The 19,810-nt window shown below is 64.0% G+C and carries 16 protein-coding genes; 5 read left to right on the forward strand and 11 right to left on the reverse strand.

The window, feature by feature from the left end; translation table 11 throughout:
* Window positions 1-10: 10 nt before the first annotated feature.
* A complete protein-coding gene (locus AC3RCJ_RS18825) occupies window positions 11-421 on the reverse strand; it encodes a hypothetical protein (protein WP_492962200.1) in 411 nt (136 codons plus the stop codon).
* Between the two features lie 151 nt (window positions 422-572).
* Between AC3RCJ_RS18825 and AC3RCJ_RS18830 the strand changes: the two genes are divergently transcribed.
* Window positions 573-1,286, forward strand: a complete 714-nt coding sequence (locus AC3RCJ_RS18830; protein WP_492962198.1) for a S24 family peptidase — start codon at window positions 573-575, stop codon at window positions 1,284-1,286.
* Between the two features lie 43 nt (window positions 1,287-1,329).
* Here the strand turns inward: AC3RCJ_RS18830 and AC3RCJ_RS18835 are convergent, their stop codons facing one another.
* From AC3RCJ_RS18835 to AC3RCJ_RS18880, 10 genes are all read right to left on the reverse strand, one after another.
* On the reverse strand, window positions 1,330-3,333 hold the full coding sequence (locus AC3RCJ_RS18835) for a propionate--CoA ligase (RefSeq protein ID WP_492962196.1): 2,004 nt from the start codon (window positions 3,331-3,333) through the stop codon (window positions 1,330-1,332).
* Complete coding sequence (locus tag AC3RCJ_RS18840; protein ID WP_492962194.1) at window positions 3,330-4,541, reverse strand: hypothetical protein; 1,212 nt, start codon at window positions 4,539-4,541, stop codon at window positions 3,330-3,332. Before AC3RCJ_RS18840 ends, AC3RCJ_RS18835 begins: the two co-directional genes overlap by 4 nt.
* Window positions 4,542-4,550: 9 nt before the next feature.
* A complete protein-coding gene (locus AC3RCJ_RS18845) occupies window positions 4,551-6,107 on the reverse strand; it encodes an MBOAT family O-acyltransferase (protein WP_492962192.1) in 1,557 nt (518 codons plus the stop codon).
* 177 nt (window positions 6,108-6,284) lie between these two features.
* The gene (gene prpF / locus AC3RCJ_RS18850) at window positions 6,285-7,490 is read right to left on the reverse strand and encodes a 2-methylaconitate cis-trans isomerase PrpF (RefSeq protein ID WP_492962190.1); all 1,206 of its coding nucleotides are present in this window, start codon (window positions 7,488-7,490) and stop codon (window positions 6,285-6,287) included.
* 128 nt (window positions 7,491-7,618) lie between these two features.
* On the reverse strand, window positions 7,619-10,213 hold the full coding sequence (gene acnD / locus AC3RCJ_RS18855) for a Fe/S-dependent 2-methylisocitrate dehydratase AcnD (RefSeq protein ID WP_492962301.1): 2,595 nt from the start codon (window positions 10,211-10,213) through the stop codon (window positions 7,619-7,621).
* Window positions 10,214-10,236: 23 nt separating this feature from the next.
* The gene (gene prpC, locus AC3RCJ_RS18860; RefSeq protein WP_492962188.1) at window positions 10,237-11,391 is read right to left on the reverse strand and encodes a bifunctional 2-methylcitrate synthase/citrate synthase; all 1,155 of its coding nucleotides are present in this window, start codon (window positions 11,389-11,391) and stop codon (window positions 10,237-10,239) included.
* Between the two features lie 79 nt (window positions 11,392-11,470).
* Entirely contained in the window at window positions 11,471-12,358 is an 888-nt protein-coding gene (gene prpB / locus AC3RCJ_RS18865) for a methylisocitrate lyase (RefSeq protein ID WP_492962186.1), read from the reverse strand.
* A gap of 301 nt (window positions 12,359-12,659) precedes the next feature.
* Window positions 12,660-14,663: a TOL_0244 family TonB-dependent receptor gene (locus AC3RCJ_RS18870; protein ID WP_492962184.1), complete on the reverse strand. Its 2,004-nt coding sequence runs from the start codon at window positions 14,661-14,663 to the stop codon at window positions 12,660-12,662.
* A 327-nt stretch (window positions 14,664-14,990) separates the two neighbouring features.
* Entirely contained in the window at window positions 14,991-15,239 is a 249-nt protein-coding gene (locus AC3RCJ_RS18875; RefSeq protein WP_492962182.1) for a hypothetical protein, read from the reverse strand.
* 102 nt (window positions 15,240-15,341) lie between these two features.
* Window positions 15,342-15,578, reverse strand: coding sequence for a hypothetical protein (locus tag AC3RCJ_RS18880; protein WP_492962180.1), 237 nt, complete (start codon window positions 15,576-15,578; stop codon window positions 15,342-15,344).
* A 189-nt stretch (window positions 15,579-15,767) separates the two neighbouring features.
* Between AC3RCJ_RS18880 and AC3RCJ_RS18885 the strand changes: the two genes are divergently transcribed.
* The 4 genes from AC3RCJ_RS18885 (at window position 15,768) to AC3RCJ_RS18900 (ending at window position 19,785) form a co-directional block, all read left to right on the forward strand.
* Window positions 15,768-16,625: an MBL fold metallo-hydrolase gene (locus AC3RCJ_RS18885; RefSeq protein ID WP_492962178.1), complete on the forward strand. Its 858-nt coding sequence runs from the start codon at window positions 15,768-15,770 to the stop codon at window positions 16,623-16,625.
* A gap of 144 nt (window positions 16,626-16,769) precedes the next feature.
* Complete coding sequence (locus tag AC3RCJ_RS18890) at window positions 16,770-17,336, forward strand: T6SS effector phospholipase Tle3 domain-containing protein (RefSeq protein ID WP_492962176.1); 567 nt, start codon at window positions 16,770-16,772, stop codon at window positions 17,334-17,336.
* Entirely contained in the window at window positions 17,239-18,429 is a 1,191-nt protein-coding gene (locus tag AC3RCJ_RS18895; protein ID WP_492964727.1) for a hypothetical protein, read from the forward strand. The genes AC3RCJ_RS18890 and AC3RCJ_RS18895 overlap by 98 nt, the downstream gene beginning before the upstream one ends.
* Before the next feature lie 96 nt (window positions 18,430-18,525).
* The gene (locus tag AC3RCJ_RS18900) at window positions 18,526-19,785 is read left to right on the forward strand and encodes a hypothetical protein (RefSeq protein ID WP_492962172.1); all 1,260 of its coding nucleotides are present in this window, start codon (window positions 18,526-18,528) and stop codon (window positions 19,783-19,785) included.
* The last annotated feature ends 25 nt before the right edge of the window (window positions 19,786-19,810 follow it).

Below are 19,810 nucleotides of genomic sequence, written 5' to 3' on the forward strand. Positions count from 1 at the left end.
CTTGTCTTGTTCAGTACTTCGCCGGGCCGAACAACGCAGCCACCAGCGGATCGCGGCTGGCGGCACCGCGCGGCCAGTTGGCGCTGCGGCGCACCTGCGGCGGCAGCTCGGCCCAGCCGTCGACCTCCTCGTCCTGCTCGCCCAGCGCGTACAGGGCGGGCCGCTGGCGCCCCGGCTCCGTGCAATGGCGCTGCGCCAGGTGGATCACGCCCAGGCCGCACATGTGGCGCAGATAGCGGCTCATGGTGCCCGCATCGAGCCCCAGCAAGGCGGACAATTGCGCCGCGCTGGCCTGTCCCTGTTCCCCGATGTAATGCCTGATGCGGGCGATATGCAGCTGCGACTTCCTGCTGCGTCCCTGTAGCTGGCGCGCCACCCGCGGCGCCGTCCTGCCTGTCACTACCTGACTGCTGTTTAACATCTGCCTGACCTCCCGTATGGTTGCCGGCCGACAGACGCTGTTGTGCGAATTTGCGACAGGCAACAAGTGGACTTTATCAATCGCTAATGTTAAAGTCAAGCATTTGGTAATTTATCAAACGGTAAATTTCGGGTTTAATGTGGAGATGAATATGTATCAATACAGACGCGACCGCCTGCTGGCCCTGATACGGGAACGCTACGACAACACGCGCAAGAAAATTTCCGACGCCAGCGGCTGGAGCGAGGCGCGCATCTCGCAAATCCTCTCGCCCACCTACCGCGACGGCCGCGCCTTCAGCGAAAAGATCGCGCGCAAGCTGGAAGCGGACCTGCGCCTGGACGGCATGTATTTCGACCAGGGCGCGGCACCGGACCAGGCGGCCCTGGCCGCGCGCGCGCTCGATGGGGTGCAAGCGGTGGTGGTGACCGATGGCGAGGATGAGCGCTTCTATCCGATCCGCAAGGTGAAATTGCGCCTGTCGGCGGGCATCACGGGCTTTGCCATCGAACCGGAAATGCACGACGGCAGCACCATCAGCGTGCCGCGCAGCTGGGTCGAGCGCAATGGCTACCACCCTGAAAAACTGGTGGCGATCAAGGTCAAGGGCGAGAGCATGGAACCGGCCCTGTACGAGGACGACGTGGTGATCATCAACACGGCCGACAGCAGGCCGGCCGACGGCGTGGTATTCGCCGTCAACTACGAGGGCGAGCCGGTGGTCAAGCGCATGGCGCGCGACATCGGCGAATGGTGGCTGACGTCGGACAACCCGGACCAGCGCAAATACCACCGCAAGCTATGCCGCGGCAATGAATGCCTGATCGTCGGCAGGGTCGTGCGCAAGGAAAGCGACCGGATCTGAAGCGATGTTTATCGATTGATAAACATCGCTGCAGGCGTGCGCCTTATGCCAGGGCAGCCTGGATCTGCTGCAGGCAAGACGGATCGTCGATGGACGTCAGGTCGCCCGGGCTGCGTCCTTCGCAGATGGCCTGGATCGAGCGGCGCAGCAGCTTGCCCGAACGCGTCTTCGGCAGCTGCGGCACGAACAGCACGCGCGCAGGCCGCGCCACTGCGCCCAGCTGCCGATCGACGACCGCCATCACCTCGCGCTCCAGGGCCGCTTTCGCTTCAACGCTGTCGTAGCCCTGCGGATGCTTCAGGATCACGAAGGCCATCGCCACCTGTCCCTTGAGCTTGTCCTCCATGCCCACCACGGCCACTTCCGACACGTTCGGATGGCTGGAGATGCTCTCCTCGATCTCGCGCGTGCCCAGGCGGTGGCCGGCCACGTTGATCACGTCGTCGGTGCGGCCGAGGATGAAATAGTAGCCATCCGCGTCGCGCATGCCCCAGTCGAAGGTGGAATACACCTGCCGCCCGCCAAAGCTGGACCAGTAGGTATCGACGAAGCGTTCGTCGTCGCCGTACACCGTCTGCATGCAGCCGGGCGGCAGCGGGCCTTCCAGCACCAGCACGCCCTTCTCGTAGTCTTCGCACTCCTCGCCCGTCGCCTCGTTGAGCAGCCTGACCTGGTAGCCGTACATGGCCATGCCGGGGCTGCCCAGGCGCGTCGGCGTGTCGGCCACGCCTTTCGCCACCGAGAGGATAGGCCAGCCCGTCTCCGTCTGCCAGTAGTTGTCGATGATGTCCACCTTCAGTTCGTCGGCGATCCACTGCGAGGTGGTTTCATCGAGCGGCTCGCCCGCCAGGTACAGCGCTTTCAATGACGACAGGTCGTATTTGCGCATCAGTTCCACCGGATGCTTGCGCAGCACGCGAATGGCCGTCGGCGCCGAAAACATGCGCGTGACCTTGTATTTCTCGACGATGCTCCACCAGATGCCGGCATCGGGACAGATGGGCAAGCCCTCGTACAGGATGGTGGCCATGCCGGCGATCAGCGGGCCGTACACGATGTAGGAATGGCCCACCACCCAGCCGATATCCGAGGTGGCGAAGAAGGTTTCGCCGGGCTTGCCGCAGAAGTTGTATTGCATCGACGACGCCAGCGCCACCGCATAGCCGCCCACGTCGCGCTGCACACCTTTGGGCTTGCCCGTGGTGCCCGAGGTGTACAGCACGTACGACGGCTCGTTCGATTCGAGCCAGGCGACGGGCACCTGCGCATCCAGGTGCTGCTCGCGCAGGGCCGCGTAATCGACGTCGCGTCCGGCCGTCAGTTCCATCGGCACCAGATGGCGGTCGACCAGCAGCACCTGCCGCGGCTTGTGCGTGGCGATGCGGATGGCTTCGTCGAGCAGCGGCTTGTAGGCGATCGCCTTGCCATTGCGCGAACCGGCATCGGCGGAGAACACCAGTTTTGGCTGCGCGTCGTCGATGCGGCTGGCCAGGCTGTTGGCGGCAAAGCCGCCGAACACCACGGAATGCACGGCGCCGATGCGGGCGCAGGCCAGCATGGCAAACGCCGCCTCGGCGATCATCGGCATGTAGATCAGGACGCGGTCGCCCTTGACCACGCCCAGCGACTGCAAAATGGCGGCGCAGCGCTCGACTTCCCGCTGCAGCTCGCGAAAGCTGTAGCTGCGTTCGGTATTCGTCTCGGTGGAGATGGCGATCAGCGCGGCGGCATCGCCCTGGCTCTCCACCCAGCGGTCGACGGCGTTGTGGCACAGATTCGTGGTGCCGCCCACGAACCACTTGGCGAATGGCGGACGCGAATAGTCGAGCACTTGCGAAAACGGCGTGTTCCAGGCGATCTTGCCCGCTTCCTCGCGCCAGAATGTCTCGGGCGTGTCGATCGAGCGTTGATAAAATGCTGCAAAATTCATGTCTTCTCCGGTATGCATGTAGTTAGTATGTGATGTGTTTTCCTGCGCATGCGTATTTCTGTTTATCTGCGTATGTGTGCGTCCTCCAGCATCATTTCTCTCGTACTCCCGACTCATTGAAAATTCTTCTGCCCGGCGAACAGCTGCCTTGAAAACAGGAACAGCTCCGGCTGCGCCGCCGCGCAGCGGCTGCGTTCCTGCGCGATCCTGTCGCGGTTCGCCGCCAGGGTGGCGCCATCGAGCGGCATGCCGAACTGCCCGTCGCCTGGCGCCATGGGCGACATCACGCGCTGCAGCACGATATCGCCCAGCGCCTTCTTGAAATGACCCGCTTCCCAGTACCAGCGCGTGGCCGCGCCGCGTTCATTGGCGGCAGGTATGCGCTCGCAGTTGTATGCGCCATAGCCGCTGAAATCGGTCAGCGACAGCTGCGCGGCCGGGTGCTGTTCCTTGACGGCGGCCACTTCCTGCGCCAGCCGGCGTTTCCACTCCTCGAACAGGGGCCACAAACCCGCGGCTTCGAACATGGCCAGCAGTTGCGCGTGATAGGGGTAGATCACCAGCTTGATGTCGGCCTGCGTGGCCGCCAGCGCCAGCAGGAAGGCGCGCATCGCCTGAACATCGTCGGTAGCGAGTGCGCGCGTGGAGGTCCGCCTGAACCTGGCGGCATTTTCCTGCGCCCGCTGGCGAAACAGCTTGTGGTAGCCGTCGCGGCGCACGTATGCCCCATACTCGAGCAGGGGGTTGAAACCGTCGGGCGCCATGGTCGCCGCCTCCCGGTCGCGCTGTATGCGCAGGGTATGCGCGGCATCCAGGACGGATGCCAGCGAAAACAGCGTATCGAAGCGCCAGGATGGGCGCGCGGGCGCTGCCATCGCCCCAGTCGCCGCACGCGCCGGCAATGCCGCAGCCGGATTGAGGAAATCGATGAATTCCATGCCCACGATGACCGTGCGCGGCCTGACGCCGGCCCGCAGCAATTGCGCGAACTGGCTGGCGGACGTGGCCAGCCCCGTGCCGGGTATGGCCAGGTTGTAGCCGGCGCCGTGCGCTGAAAAAGCGCTGGCGCGCGGATCAAAGCCGATCTCGGCGCGGGAGTTGCCCAGGATGATGAATTGCGGCCGCAGCCGCAGCGCAGACTCCTGCTTGATCTGGCTCTGATAGCGGGTCAGGCCCGGCTTGACGGCATTGAAATGCTCGTGGCGCACGAGCCCATACAAACCGTAGGGATCGACGATGACGACAAAGGCGCAGACGATGATGGCGCCCGATACCAGCAGGAGCAGCAAGGTGAGCAGGTAAAACCGGTATGGGGAGCGTGTCATGGCGGCCCCCTAGAACTGAAAATACAGGAATTCGGCGGGCCGGTTCAGGCCCAGCATGCTCGCCAGCGCCAGCGCGGCAATGGCGGCGGCCCAGGCGGGCGAGGCGCGCCAGGCGAGCCGGCGCAGGACGCCCAAGCCGCCCTGCCCGCCCGCCGCGGCACTTGCCCGGGAATCCAGCGCCGGTTCGACGTGCCGCATGATCTGCTGCGTATTGGGCATGGCAAAAACCAGCATCGCCGCCAGCGCGATCCACGTCCAGCTTTCGATGAAGGCCGTGCCGCCGCCCAGATAAAACGACACGCCCAGCATCGCCAGCACGGGCTGCACCGGCAGCAGATAGGGCGCCAGCGCATCGGGCAAGGCCAAGCCGAAGCCGCCCGCCATGCCTTCGACTATCGTCAAGGCGCTGGCCATGTCGGGCGCACGGAAGAAGACCCAGGCGATGCAGACGGCGGCGAAGGTGAGGAGCGTCGCCATGGCGCTGCCGGCACGCGTGCCGGACGGCAGGCGCAGCTGGCGCGCCAGCGTGCTCCAGCCCCGGTGGAGGACCAGATAAGCACCGTGCAAGGCGCCCCAGGCGATGAAATTCCAGCCGGCGCCATGCCACAAGCCGCCCAGCACCATGGTGAGCATCAGGTTCAGGTAGCGCCGCGCGGGTCCGCAGCGGCTGCCGCCCAGCGGAATGTACAGATAATCGCGCAAAAAGCGCGACAGGGTCATGTGCCAGCGGCGCCAGAACTGCGCGATATTGCGCGCTTTATAGGGCGAATCGAAATTGAGCGGCAAGCGCACGCCGAACAGCCGCGACAAGCCGATGGCCATGTCGGAATAGCCGGAAAAATCGAAGTACAGCTGGAACGCATACGCCAGCACGCCGCCCCAGGCGAGCAGCAGCGACGGCGCGCCGGGGTCGCTGAACAGGGGCGCCGCATACGGGCCGATATTATCGGCAATCAACACCTTCTTGGCCAGGCCGATGACAAAGATGGTGCTGCCGATGGCCACATTCGCGGCCGACAGGCGGAAGGTGCGCCTGGCGGCGAACTGCGGCATCATTTCCTTGTGGTGCAATACGGGGCCGGCGATCAGGTGGGGGAAATAGGTGACAAACAGCAGATAATGGACAAAGCGGCTTTCCTGCGCCTTGCCCCTATAGCTATCGACCAGGAAGGCGATCTGCGTAAAGGTGAAAAACGAAATCCCGATCGGCAGTACCACATGCAGGGCGGGCAGCGGCTGCGCCAGCAGTTCCGCCAGGCTGGCGACGAAGAAGCCAGCGTATTTGTAATACGCGAGCAGGCCCAGGTTGGCGGCGATGGCCGCCGTCAACAGCGCCTTGCGGTGCATGCCGCGCCCGGGTGCGAGCAGGCCCGCGCAAGCATAGTTGAAGACGACAGAGCCCAGCAGCAGCGGCAGGTAGCGATAATCCCACCAGCCGTAGAAAAACAGCGAGGCGCCTGCCAGCCAGGCGGCGGCCCACAATTGGCTGCGCCGTCCCAGGATGAAAAATCCGGCCACCGTGATGGGCAGGTATGCAAACAGGAAGACATAGGAATTAAATAGCATCTGTTCACCTATCAGCCAGGATTAAGGTTTGCTAATTGCGGCGCGTGCAGGACCATAGCGGCGTCACGGGCGGCGCCACTCCATTTTTTCTCTTTGTTCGGTTTGCGGGTAGCGGAAAAATCAATTTTCCTCAAGATAAACACCGCCAGGCGCACGCAGCGCGCCTGGCGGCGCGGCTTAACCGGAGAAGGCGTCGCCGGGAACGCGCACGCATCCCTCCATCAGCACGCGCGCGCTGCGGCTCATGATGGCCTTGGTGACGCTCCATTGGCCATCGACCTGCTGCGCTTGCGCGCCCACCGTCAGGGTGCCGGACGGGTGGCCGAAACGCACGCTGCTTTTTTCGCCGCCGCCGGCCGCCAGGTTCACCAGGGTGCCGGGAATGGCCGCCGCCGTGCCGATGGCGACGGCCGCCGTGCCCATCATGGCATGATGTAATTTACCCATCGACATGGCGCGCACCAGCAGGTCGATCCCGCCCGCATCCACTTTTTTGCCGCTGGACGAGACATAGCCGGCCGGCCTGGCGACAAAGGCCACCTTCGGCGTGTGCTGGCGCTTCGCCGCTTCATCCAGGTGGGAGATCAAACCCATGCGCAGGGCGCCATGCGCGCGGATGGTCTCGAAACGGGCCAGCGCTGCCGGATCGCCATTGATGGCGTCCTGCAGTTCCGTCCCCGTATAGCCGATGGCGTCCGCGTCGACGAAAATCGTCGGGATGCCGGCATTGATCATCGTGACTTTCAACACGCCGATGCCGGGCACGTCGAGCTCATCGACCAGATTGCCGGTAGGAAACATGGCCGAACTGCCAGCATCGCCGCCCTCCTCGTCCGCCGCCGGATCGAGGAACTCCAGCTTCACTTCGGCGGCCGGGAAAGTCACGCCATCGAGCTCGAAGTCGCCCGTTTCCTGCACTTCGCCCTGCGTCATGGGGACGTGGGCGATGATGGTCTTGCCGATATTGGCTTGCCAGATGCGCACCGTGGCGATGCCGTCGCGCGGCACGCGGGCGGCGTCCACCAGCCCGCTGGCAATGGCGAACGAGCCGACGGCGGCCGACAGGTTGCCGCAATTGCCGCTCCAGTCGACAAAGGGCTTGTCAATCGAGACCTGGCCGAACAGGTAGTCGACGTCGTGGTCAAGCTTGCTGCTTTTCGCCAGGATCACCGTCTTGCTGGTGCTGGACGTGGCGCCGCCCATGCCGTCGATCTGCTTGCCGTAGGGGTCGGGGCTGCCGATCACGCGCAGCAGCAGCGCATCGCGCGCGGCGCCCGGCACTTGCGCGCTGGCCGGTAAATCCTGCAGGCGGAAAAATACGCCCTTGCTGGTGCCGCCGCGCATGTAGGTGGCCGGGATGTTGATTTGGGGTACGTGAGTCATGAGTTTTCCTGGAAAGAGGTAGGTCGGATTAGCGTGGCTTCGCCATGCGTAATCCGACACATTGTTGGCGCGTTCTGGCAGACAGCGTCGGATGACGCGCAAGCGCCAATCCGACCTACCCGTCTGGTTTACGCCGCCTTCGACGACTCGAGGAAATCCTGCGCAAAGCGCTGCAGCACGCCACCGGCCTCGTAGATCGACACCTCTTCCGCCGTATCGAGGCGGCAGGTGACGGGCACGTCGAGCGTGTCGCCGTTCTTGCGGTGGATCAACAAGGTCAAGGTGGAGCGCGGCGTGCGCTCGCCGACGACGTCGTAGGTTTCGCTGCCGTCCAGGCCCAGGGTCTTGCGGTTCACGCCAGGGAGGAATTCCAGCGGCAGGACGCCCATGCCCACCAGGTTGGTGCGGTGGATGCGTTCAAAACCTTCGGCCACGATGGCTTCCACGCCGGCCAGGCGCACGCCCTTGGCGGCCCAGTCGCGCGAAGAACCCTGGCCATAGTCGGCGCCGGCGATGATGATCAATGGCTGCTTGCGCTCCATGTACACCTCGATGGCTTCCCACATGCGCGAGATCGTGCCTTCCGGCTCGATGCGCGTGAGCGAACCGGCCTTCACTTTGCCATCCTCGATCACCATCTCGTTTTTCAGGGTCGGGTTGGCGAACGTGGCGCGCTGCGCCGTCAGATGGTCGCCGCGGTGCGTGGCGTAGGAATTGAAGTCTTCCTCGGGCAAACCCATCTTCGCCAGGTATTCGCCGGCCGCGCTGTCGAGCATGATGGCGTTCGATGGCGACAAGTGGTCGGTGGTGATGTTGTCGCCCAGGACGGCCAGCGGACGCATGCCTTTCAAGGGGCGCGCGCCGGCCAGCGCGCCTTCCCAGTATGGCGGCCGGCGGATATACGTCGTCTGCGGACGCCAGTCGTACAGGGGGCTGACCTTGATGCCGTCGTCCACCTGCGCGGCAAACATCGGAATATAAACCTTGCGGAACTGCTCCGGCTTGACGCTGGAGGCGACGATGGCGTCGATTTCCTCGTCCGATGGCCAGATATCCTTGAGCAGGATAGGCTTGCCGTCAGCGTCATGGCCCAGCACATCCTTCTCGATATCGAAGCGGATGGTGCCGGCGATCGCGTAGGCCACCACCAGCGGCGGCGAGGCGAGGAAAGCCTGTTTCGCGTACGGGTGGATGCGGCCGTCGAAGTTGCGGTTGCCCGACAGGACGGCCGTGGCGTACAGGTCGCGCGACACCACTTCATCCTGGATCACGGGGTCGAGCGCGCCCGACATGCCATTGCACGAGGTGCAGGCAAACGCCACGACGCCAAAGCCCAGTTGTTCCAGTTCCGGCATCAGGCCCGCTTCCTGCAGGTACAGTTCCACGGTTTTAGAACCTGGCGCCAGCGACGATTTGACCCAGGGTTTACGCGTCAGGCCCAGGCGGTTCGCATTGCGCGCGATCAAGCCGGCGGCGATCATGTTGCGCGGGTTGTTCGTATTCGTGCAGCTGGTGATGGCGGCGATGATGACGGCGCCATCCGGCATCTTGCCCGGCTCGTTTTCCACCACGCCGGAAATGCCGCGCGCGGCCAGTTCCGACGTCGGCACGCGGTTGTGCGGGTTCGACGGCCCGGCGATATTGCGCACCACGGACGACAGGTCGAAGCTCAAGACGCGCTCGTACTGCGCATCGACCAGGCTGTCGGCCCACAGGCCGGTCTCTTTCGCGTACAGCTCCACCAGTTTGACCAGTTCGTCGTCGCGTCCCGTCAGCTTCAGGTACTTGATGGTTTGCGCATCGATGTAGAACATGGCGGCCGTGGCGCCAAATTCCGGCGCCATGTTGGAAATCGTGGCGCGGTCGCCCAGGGTCAGGTGCGACGCGCCTTCGCCAAAGAATTCCAGGTAGGACGAGACGACCTTCTGCTTGCGCAAAAATTCCGTCAGCGCCAGCACGGTGTCGGTGGCGGTGATGCCCGGCTGCGGCTTGCCCGTCAGCTTGACGCCGATGATGTCGGGCAGGCGCATCCACGAGGCGCGGCCCAGCATCACGCTTTCCGCTTCCAGGCCGCCCACGCCGATGGCGATCACGCCCAGCGCGTCGACCATGGGCGTATGCGAATCCGTGCCCACCAGGGTGTCGGGATAGGCCACGCCATTTTGCACCTGGATCACGGGCGACATGCGCTCAAGATTGATCTGGTGCAAGATGCCGTTGCCTGGTGGAATCACGTCGACGTTCTTGAACGCCTTCTTGGTCCAGTCGATGAAGTCGAAACGGTCTTCGTTGCGGCGGTCTTCGATGGCGCGGTTCTTGGCGAAGGCGTCGGGGTCGAAACCGCCGCATTCGACGGCCAGCGAGTGGTCGACCACCAGCTGCGTCGGCACCACCGGGTTGACCAGGGCCGGGTCGCCGCCCTGGGCCGCGATGGCGTCGCGCAGGCCGGCCAGGTCGACCAGGGCCGTCTGGCCCAGGATGTCATGGCAGACGACGCGGGCGGGGAACCAGGGGAAGTCGAGGTCGCGGCGGCGTTCGATGAACTGGCTCAGCGAGGCGTTCAGGGTGGCCGGGTCGCAGCGGCGCACGAGGTTTTCGGCCAGCACGCGCGAGGTGTAGGGCAAGGTGGCGTAGGCGCCTGGGGCGATCGCATCGACGGCGGCGCGCGTGTCGAAGTAGTCCAGCCCTGTTCCCGGCAATGGCTTGCGGTACAGGGTGTTCATCGGGGTAGTCATTGCGGTGCTCATTATTTGCGGTCCTTGATCGGCACGAATTCCAGGTCTTCCGGACCGACGTAGTTGGCGCTCGGGCGGATGATCTTGTTGTCGATGCGCTGCTCGATGATGTGGGCGGCCCAGCCCGAGGTGCGCGAAATGACGAACAGCGGCGTAAACATCGCCGTCGGCACGCCCATCATGTGGTACGAGACAGCCGAGAACCAGTCCAGGTTCGGGAACATGTTCTTGATTTCCCACATGACCGATTCCAGGCGCTCGGCGATGTCGAACATCTTCGTGGAACCGGCTTCCTGCGACAGCGAACGGGCCACTTCCTTGATGACTTTATTGCGCGGGTCCGAGATCGTGTAGACGGGGTGGCCGAAGCCGATCACCACTTCCTTGTTGGCGACGCGCTCGCGGATGTCCGCTTCCGCTTCGTCGGCGTTGTCGTAGCGCTTCTGGATGTCCAGCGCCACTTCGTTGGCACCGCCGTGTTTCGGGCCGCGCAGCGCGCCGATGGCGCCCGTGATGGCCGAATGGATGTCGGAACCCGTGCCGGCGATGACGCGGCTGGTGAAGGTCGAGGCGTTGAATTCGTGTTCCGCGTACAGGATCAGCGAGGTGTGCATGGCTTTTTCCCACGACGCCGACGGTTTTTCACCGTGCAGCAGGTGCAGGAAATGGCCGCCGATCGAGTCGTCGTCCGTTTCCACCTCGATGCGCTTGCCGTTATGGCTGTAGTGGTACCAGTACAGCAGCATGGAGCCGAACGACGCCATCAGGCGGTCGGCGATGTCGCGCGCGCCAGGCGCGTTATGGTCGTCCTTTTCCGGCAAGGCGCAGCCCAGCACGGACACGCCCGTACGCATCACGTCCATCGGGTGGGCGGCGGCCGGCAGCGCTTCCAGCGCGGCCTTGACGGCGCACGGCAGGCCGCGCAGGGACTTCAGCTTGGCCTTGTAGCCTTTCAGTTCGGCGGAAGTCGGCAGCTTGCCGTGCACCAGCAGGTAGGCGATTTCCTCGAATTCGCAGCTGTCGGCCACGTCCAGGATGTCGTAGCCGCGGTAGTGCAAATCGTTGCCGGTCTTGCCGACCGAGCACAGCGCCGTGTTACCGGCGGTGACGCCGGACAGGGCGACGGATTTTTTAGGCTTGAAAGTGGCGGCTTGCGGTGCGGTCATTGTGTTCTCCAGATTGAATGGTCTCGGGTGCGTCACTGCGGGACCGGCATGCGGTCCCGGCTTGCTTGCTTATTTCTGCTTATTTCTTTTGCGCGGCGAACAGCGCGTCCAGTTTTTGTTCAAAATCATGGTAATTGATCGATTCGTACAGTTCCATGCGCGTCTGCATGGTGTCGACGACATTTTTTTGCGTGCCATCGCGGCGCAGCGCCTGGTAGACGTTTTCCGCCGCCTTGTTCATGGCGCGGAAGGCCGACAAGGGGTACAGGGCCAGGCCCACGTGGGCGCTGCGCAGTTCGTCCAGGGTGAACAGCGGCGTGGCGCCAAATTCCGTGATATTGGCCAGGATAGGCACATTGACGGCCTTGGCGAAGGTGGCGTACATGTCCAGGTCCGTGATGGCTTCCGGGAAGATCATGTCGGCACCGGCTTCGACGCAGGCGATGGCGCGTTCCAGGGCCGCTTCCAGGCCATCGACGGCCAGCGCATCGGTGCGCGCCATGATGACGAAGTTCGGGTCCGTGCGCGCGTCGACGGCCGCCTTGATGCGGTCGATCATCTCTTCCTTGCTGACGATTTCCTTGCCCGGACGGTGGCCGCAGCGCTTGGCGCCCACCTGGTCTTCGATGTGCAGGCCGGCCGCGCCGAACTTGATCATCGATTTGACCGTGCGCGCCACGTTGAAGGCGGACGAACCGAAACCCGTGTCGGCATCGACCAGCAGCGGCAGGTCGCACACGTCGGTGATGCGGCGCACATCGGTCAATACGTCGTCCAGGCTGGAAATGCCCAGGTCGGGCAAGCCCAGCGAGCCGGCCGCGACGCCGCCGCCGGACAGGTAGATGGCCTTGTAGCCGGCACGCTTGGCCAGCAAGGCGTGGTTGGCGTTAATGGCGCCGACGACTTGCAAAGGAGATTCTTCCTGGACGGCCTTGCGGAAAGCGGCACCTGCGGAGTATTGGGTCATGTATGCACCTTATGGGTAATCAGAGTTTTCCGAATGTTTCATGGACTTGCTATGAGCATCAGTATTGCAAATGCCGTGCCAGGCCATCACCGGCCTGCGCAGGCAGCGCGGCCGCAGAGTGGAAACAAGGGGGGAAAGCCCGGGGAAAGCCCGGCCCGCGCAGGCACAGGGGTGTCACGCAAGGGAACAGCCGGTGTCGGGCAGCGAGTACACGAAAGTACACGATGTTTCAAAAATGTTTCACTCTCATCGGTTGAAACATCCGCCGTTCACCATTTTGCAACACGCGGTGAAACGCTGGCTAGAAACGGCGCACCAGCCTCAACAGCACGCTGCGCCCGAGATGGCTGCGCGTGGCCAGCTCGGAAAATTCGCCGTGGCCGCCGCCGAAAAGGTTATTGCCGCTCAACAATGCATCCCATCCCGGCTGGAATTGCCACCCCAGCCGCAGGTCCAGCGCCGTATAGGCGGGCACGCCGGGGGTGGCCAGGGCCGCCACGCGGCGCACGGTGGCGTCGAACTGCGCGTGCGGCGACCATTGCAGCGAGGAGCGCAGCTGCCAGGTATGGGCCGGGTCGCGCCCTGCCCGTTCCAGGGAAGCGGCCGTATCGATGCTGCCCGGCTTGAACGACAGCGTTTCGTGCAGCGCCGTCCAGCCGGCGGACAGGCGCCAGGCGGGGCTGGCCTGGTAGCTGCCCCAGGCCTCGATGCCGCGCGTGGCGCCGCGCATGCCATTGCCGAAATAGACTTGTTCGCCGCCGGGCGCCAGCTCCTGCGTGCGCAGGCGGTCATACAGGGCGCGGTACAGGTTGACGGAATACGACCAGGCATTGCCGGCCCGCCCCCGGTAGCCCGCCTCCAGCACCGTTGCCAGTTCCGGCTTGAAGCCGGCGCCGCCGGCCAGGATGTAGGGCGGCTGGCCGGGGAAATACAGGTCGCGGTCCAGCCGCGATGGCGCGCGCACGGTGCGCGACAGGGCCGTCCAGAGCAGGCTGTCCGGTGCGCGCTGCCAGGCCAGGCGCAGGTTCGGCAGCCACTGCGTGCCCGTGTAGCCATTGCGTTCGAGACGCAGGCCCGCCGTCAGGCGCAAGCCGGGCCCCAGGCTGATCTCATCCTGCGCAAACAGGCTGGACCACGTTTGCGCCTGCGCGGCCGGCAAAAAAGCCATGATTTCGCTGTTGTCCACCTGGTCGCGCGCGTGGCGCAGCTGGACGCCGGCCGTCAGCGCATGCGCGCCCAGCGGGGCCAGCGCATATTGCGCCTGCACGTCGACGATATTCAATTGCTCCGCATACGTGGGCGGCACCGTGCGCTCGGTACGGTCGAGGTAAGCCTGCACCTCCAGGCCGGCGCCGCCATCGAGCGCGCGCTGCCAGCGCAACATCAGGTTGGCGCCGGCGATGGTGATCGTGTCCAGCGCCAGCGGCACGCCCGCGAAATGCACGCTGCCGGGAGCGGGCTGGCCGCGGCGCCCCCGATACAGGTCGCCCTGCGCCGTGAACTGCTCGCGGCCCGCGCGCCAGTCGGCGCGAAAGCCCGCCTGCGCCTTGTGCCAGCCATCGTCGACGGGCTGGCCGGCGGCCGTGCGCGTGGCCGCCTCCCCGAATCCCTGCGCATACAGGCGATATGCGCCGTTCGCGCCGAAAGTGCCGCCATGACGCGCGCCTGCGCTGCGCAACTGCGTGCCGGCGGCGGCCGACAGCAAGCTTCCCTGCGTCTGCGCGGCTGGCTTGCTGATGATGTTGATGACGCCATTGACGGCATTCGTGCCCCACAGGGTGCCACCGGGGCCGCTGATGACTTCGATGCGCTCGATATCATCGAGCATGACGCCCTGGGCATCCCAGAAGACGCCGGAAAACAGCGGCGTGTACACGGAGCGGCCATCGACCAGCACCAGCAGCTTGTTGCCGTCGTTATTGGCAAAACCGCGCGCCGTGATCACGTATTCGCTATTTGCCTGGCGCATCACTTGCAGGTTGGGCGCCAGCCGCAGCACCTCGGGCAGGCTGGCGGCGCCGGAACGGCGCACATCGTCGGCACTGATGACAAACACGGCCGCCGGCGCGCCGGCCAGCCTTTCGTCATGCCGGGAAACGGAAGTGATGCGCACATTGCCCAGCTCTTCAAGGCTCATGCTGGTCAAACTGCCGGCATCGACATGCGCGGCGGCCGCCGTGTGGCACAGCATGCATGCCGCGGCCAGGCCGCTGGCGATGGCGCTCAGGCCGTTGCGGCGGCGCCAGGCCCCGCCGGCGACAACGGACGACCCCGCAGCATGGCTTCGGTTCTCATCTGAATGCATAGCGCCAACATGACAAAAGAACACAGCGGGAATGCTCAGCGCAACGAGCACGCCGCGCCTGAGCAAAGAATGCAGTAGCGCTGCCTTTTTTGCAAGCAATAGCACAGGAAATGATTTCCATTGATGCCATTCCGGTACACGCGCGCCATCACACTGCCAGATCAACAGTCACGCGGGAGCGGCAGCCATGGACAGGCGCCAAATGGAAGAGGAGCGGGGCAGGACGCGATGCGGCCAGGCAGGATGCCGGCGAGGCATATCGGCACAATCGCACAACCGGCTGGCGCCGGCTGCGCTTGTATTACAGGAACGCGGAACGAAGGCGGGTCAGGCCAGGCGCACGAGCGGATTGGCGATGATATTGTCGATCTGGCGCACCGCTTCCTCGCAGGCGGCGGCAATCGCGCCATCTTCGTCGTCGCGCACGAACTGCATGGTCGAACCTTCGAACACTTCGATGCCTTCCGCGCTGGCCCGTTCGATGTCGCAACTGGCCGACCATTTGCCATCGGTGGTGGGCACGGCCAGGGGAACGATTTCCCAGCCTTTATAGTGAATCTTGGAACTGCTATCCATGGGGCCTCCTTACTCAATAAGATAAATCGTAGCATGAAGCGCTGACGGCGGCGATGTGTTTCACACAATGGGCGGCAATCGGGCTAAACGATTTACGCTGCCTCAAGGACGCAGCAGATTATCCACTTCCATCCTGGCCACTTCCAGGCCTGCCGTACAGGCCGTTTCGGGCGCGGCATAGCCGCCCAGGGTGCGGCTGCGCGTGATGTCCTGCGCCCCGGCTTCGCCGTCGCGCTGCAACCGATAGGTGAAATCCCATAAATCGTCATTGTCCTTTTGCGGCGTGACCGAAATCGTGAAACCGCGGTACTGTTCGCTACGTGCACTGGTATCGTTCATGACTTCCTCCTTGTAGACTGGAGATTAACATGTGGCAAGCGGCGAAGCGCGCACGGCTGTACAGGCGGCGCCAGCGACGCCATATCTGTTTTTTGCATATGAAAAGCAGATATGCGGCATTTTTTTGGCGAGCTCTGGCGATATAATGGCCTTCCCTGCCCCATCCCTTGCCTGTAGCCTGCCGCCGTGATGACTCCACAAATCCAAGCCTTCTTCGACCCCGCCACCGCCACCGTCACCTATGTTGTCTACGAGGCCGATGGCCGGGACTGCGCCATCATCGATTCCGTGCTCGACTACGACCCGAAAGCGGGCCGCACCTCGACCGCCTCGGCCGACAAGGTGATCGCCTTCGTGCGCGCACACGGCTTGCAGTGCCGCTGGCTGCTGGAAACCCACGCGCACGCCGACCATCTTTCCGCCGCGCCCTACCTGCAGCAGCAGCTGGGCGGCGACGTGGCCATCGGTGCCGCCATCCAGACGGTGCAGCAGGCGTTCGCCGCCGTCTACCACCAGGACGGCGCCAGGGCCGACGGCTCGCAGTTCGACCAGCTGTTCGCGCCCGATCAGGTGTTTCATATTGGCAAGCTGGAAGTGCGCGCAATGCACGTGCCCGGCCACACGCCGGCCGACCTGGCGTACCAGATCGGCGACGCCGTCTTCGTCGGCGACACCCTGTTCATGCCGGACGTGGGCTCGGCCCGCTGCGACTTCCCCGGCGGTTCCGCCACCCTGCTGTACCGCTCCGTGCAGCGCCTGCTGGCGCTGCCACCGCAAACACGGCTGTTCATGTGCCACGACTACCCGCCCGACGGCCGCCCGCCGCGCTGGGAAGTGACGGTGGCCGAACAGCGCGCCGGCAATATCCACTTGCACGACGGCGTCACGGAAGAACAGTTCGTGGCCATGCGCACCCGCCGCGACGCCACCCTGGACATGCCGACCCTGATCCTGCCCGCGATCCAGGTCAACATCAACGCGGGCAAGCTGCCCGAGCCGGAAGACAACGGCGTGCGCTACCTCAAAATACCGCTGAACGCGATCTGATTGCCTCGGGCACTCCCAGCCTGCCGCTCCTCCTTTCTTGACACCACGCAAGTTCCACCCCGGGCATTGCGCATACAGTGCAGATTGCCTGGGCTTGCCTGGGCGCCGCTGTTTCTGCCTTCCCATCCTGGATGGAGCGCCCGCATGTCGCCCGACCCTACGCTCGATACGAATTGCATCCTGCTCGCCGAAGCCGAAGGCACGACCTTGTTCAGCCACGCGCTGCTCAAGGCCGTCACGCGCCTGCCGCGTCCCGGCATCGTCATCTTCGTGCACGGCGTCAATTCCGACGGTGAATGGTATGAGCAGGCCGAGCAAGGCCTGTGCGACGGCCTGAATGCCCGCCTGAAGCGCCGCGACGAAGACCTGGCGATCCCTGGCCCGGCCGCCGGGCAGATGCAGGCCGCCATTTACGCGCGCGACCATCTGGCCGGGCTATGCCGGCCACCAGACTATCCATACACCTGGAGAACTCATGAAACAGTTCCTTGCGCTGCCCATGCTCGCTGCGTTCACCATGTTTGCGCTATTGACGGCCTGCGCCGTGCAACCTGCTCCGAAAGAAGAGAAGCTTCCAACAATCACGGCCCATGCTCCCTTCCGGGCACAAGTGGTGGGCCTGCAGTGGCTCAATCCACTGCAGCGGCTCGACTATCCGACCGAGTGGCAACTGCTATGGACGTTGGGATTGGCCAAGCCCAACGAAAATGACGATATGGTCAGAACGGATCCCAGGGGGTTCAGCACCTTGCAGGCCGTCGCCCCTATTGCCCACGATATCAATGGCAGGGAAACGTTCAAGGGTTACCACCATAAGTATTTACAAGAACTGATGAGCAATTTCCACGATATCTATTTTTCCAGCCCCACCTACTTTTACCACGTCTACCCCAAGGATCAAAAACAGAACTGGCGCGAACTGGCCGGCATCCGCGTGGAGTATGCCCTGCCTGAAGGGAAATTCGATCCGGCAGAAGTTCATCAGACAATAAAAGATGAAATTATCAGCAACTTCGACATCGGCAACACTCACTTCCCCACCCTCTGGACCCGCGCCACCCCGCCCGACGTGCGCATCACCCTGGGCGGCAACAATGCGGGCTTCGTCTCCCTGCAAGCCGCGCTGGCCTACCTGGAAGCGCATCCGAAGGAAACCGTATGGGTCATGAACTGGGATGCGCCGAGCCGGCCGAAAACCATGCAGATCAATGAAAACCTGGTGCTGCTGGTGCTGGCCGGCCCTGATTACAAAACGGAGCGGGCGGCGCTGGCGTGGATAGGCTATCCGGCCACGAAAAGCGTGGCCGATTTTGCACTGGCCAAGGACAAGCCGCCACGCGCCGTGCAGGCCTGGCAGGCGCTATTTGCCGAAGCAGCTAGCCAGGGCGGCAAGACGGAAACCGATATCGGCTACGTCATCCACGACGCCAACAAGACCTTGCCCACGTCCTCCGACCGGCTGGCCCAGCTGGCGCATGCCTTGAGCCTGGAAGTACCGGGCTTCGACTTCCTGCCGCAGACCTTCAATACGCCGGCCCTGCTGGGCGAGATGGGCGCCGGCACGGCGCTGACCAATGTCGCCCTGGCCATCGCCCATGCCAACCACGTCGGCCAGCCCGTGCTGGTGGCGGGCACCAGCGATCCTGCCAGCGTCACGGGCGTGCTGGTGTCGCCGCCGGCCACGGTGCGGCCCATCGACCACGACCAGCCGTGGTTCCGCGCACGCGGCGAACACCATGCGTACCTGCCCTGGTGGGGCATCCGCCACGACACGGCGGACGCTATGCAGGGCTACTCGCAGTGAGGTGGATTGATGGCTTACGTAATAAGTCAGCGCGAGCTGCGCACATTAGCCGCCGGCACCGCTTTCTCCCTATTTGCGCTATTGACGGCCTGCGCCGTGCAACCTGTGCAGAAGGAAGACGATCTCCCAAAAAACACGACCCATGCTCCCTTCCGGGCACAAGTGGTGGGCCTGCAATGGCTCAATCCACTGCAACGGCTCGACTATCCGACCGAGTGGCAGCTGCTATGGACGTTGGGATTGGCCAAGCCCAACAAGAATGACGATATGGTCAGGACGGATCCCAGGGGCTTCAGCACCTTGCAGGCCGTCGCCCCCATAGCCCACGATATCAATGGCAGGGAAACGTTCAAGGGTTATCACCATAAGTATCTGCGCGAGCTGATGACCAATTTCCACGACATTTATTATTCCAGCCCCACCTACTTCTACCACGTCTATCCCAAGGATAAAAAACAGAACTGGCGCGAACTGGCAGGCATCCGCGTGGAATATGCCCTGCCTGAAGGAAAATTCGATTTGGCAGAAGTACATCAATTCACGCAGCAAACCATCACCGACACCTTCAGCATCGGCAACACTCACTTCCCCACCCTCTGGACCCGCGCCACCCCGCCCGACGTGCGCATCACCCTGGGCGGCAACAATGCGGGCTTCGTCTCCCTCCACGCCGCGCTGGCCTACCTGGAAGCGCATCCGAAGGAAACCGTGTGGGTCATGAACTGGGATGCGCCGAGCCGGCCGAAAACCATGCAGATCAATGAAAACCTCGTGCTGCTGGTACTGGCCGGCCCTGATTACAAAACGGAGCGGGCGGCGCTGGCGTGGATAGGCTATCCGGCCACGAAGAATGTCGCCGATTTTGCACTGGCCAAGGACAAGCCGCCGCGCGCCGTGCAGGCGTGGCAGGCCGTATTTGCCGAAGCGGCGCGCCAGGGCGGCAAGACGGAAGAAGACATCGGCTACGTCATCCACGACGCCAACAAGACCTTGCCCACCTCCTCCGACCGCCTGGGCCAGCTGGCGCATGCCTTGAGCCTGGAAGTGCCGGGCTTCGACTTCCTGCCGCAGACCTTCAATACGCCGGCCCTGCTGGGCGAGATGGGCGCCGGCACGGCGCTGACCAATGTCGCCCTGGCCATCGCCCATGCCAACCACGTCGGCCAGCCCGTGCTGGTGGCGGGCACCAGCGATCCCGACAGCGTCACGGGCGTGCTGGTGTCGCCGCCGGCCACGGTGCGGCCCATCGACCACGACCAGCCGTGGTTCCGCGCACGCGGCGAAAACCATGCCTATCTGCCGTGGTGGGGCATCCGCCACGATGCGGCGGACGATAGGCAGGGTTATTCGGATTGAAGTCCGAAGGCAACGTTCCTCACAT

It is taken from the genome of Janthinobacterium sp. GW822-FHT07H11, from assembly GCF_058798615.1.

Excerpts from the sequence above, each read along its gene's own strand:
- AC3RCJ_RS18875 (WP_492962182.1), bottom strand. The coding sequence starts at position 15,239 with ATGGATAGCAGTTCCAAGATTCACTATAAAGGCTGGGAAATCGTTCCC.
- AC3RCJ_RS18880 (WP_492962180.1), bottom strand. The coding sequence starts at position 15,578 with ATGAACGATACCAGTGCACGTAGCGAACAGTACCGCGGTTTCACGATT.
- prpB (WP_492962186.1), bottom strand. The coding sequence starts at position 12,358 with ATGACCCAATACTCCGCAGGTGCCGCTTTCCGCAAGGCCGTCCAGGAA.
- AC3RCJ_RS18890 (WP_492962176.1), top strand. The coding sequence starts at position 16,770 with ATGTCGCCCGACCCTACGCTCGATACGAATTGCATCCTGCTCGCCGAA.
- AC3RCJ_RS18845 (WP_492962192.1), bottom strand. The coding sequence starts at position 6,107 with ATGCTATTTAATTCCTATGTCTTCCTGTTTGCATACCTGCCCATCACG.
- prpC (WP_492962188.1), bottom strand. The coding sequence starts at position 11,391 with ATGACCGCACCGCAAGCCGCCACTTTCAAGCCTAAAAAATCCGTCGCC.
- AC3RCJ_RS18830 (WP_492962198.1), top strand. The coding sequence starts at position 573 with ATGTATCAATACAGACGCGACCGCCTGCTGGCCCTGATACGGGAACGC.
- AC3RCJ_RS18825 (WP_492962200.1), bottom strand. The coding sequence starts at position 421 with ATGTTAAACAGCAGTCAGGTAGTGACAGGCAGGACGGCGCCGCGGGTG.
- AC3RCJ_RS18885 (WP_492962178.1), top strand. The coding sequence starts at position 15,768 with ATGACTCCACAAATCCAAGCCTTCTTCGACCCCGCCACCGCCACCGTC.
- AC3RCJ_RS18835 (WP_492962196.1), bottom strand. The coding sequence starts at position 3,333 with ATGAGTCGGGAGTACGAGAGAAATGATGCTGGAGGACGCACACATACG.
- prpF (WP_492962190.1), bottom strand. The coding sequence starts at position 7,490 with ATGACTCACGTACCCCAAATCAACATCCCGGCCACCTACATGCGCGGC.
- AC3RCJ_RS18870 (WP_492962184.1), bottom strand. The coding sequence starts at position 14,663 with ATGCATTCAGATGAGAACCGAAGCCATGCTGCGGGGTCGTCCGTTGTC.
- AC3RCJ_RS18840 (WP_492962194.1), bottom strand. The coding sequence starts at position 4,541 with ATGACACGCTCCCCATACCGGTTTTACCTGCTCACCTTGCTGCTCCTG.
- acnD (WP_492962301.1), bottom strand. The coding sequence starts at position 10,213 with ATGAACACCCTGTACCGCAAGCCATTGCCGGGAACAGGGCTGGACTAC.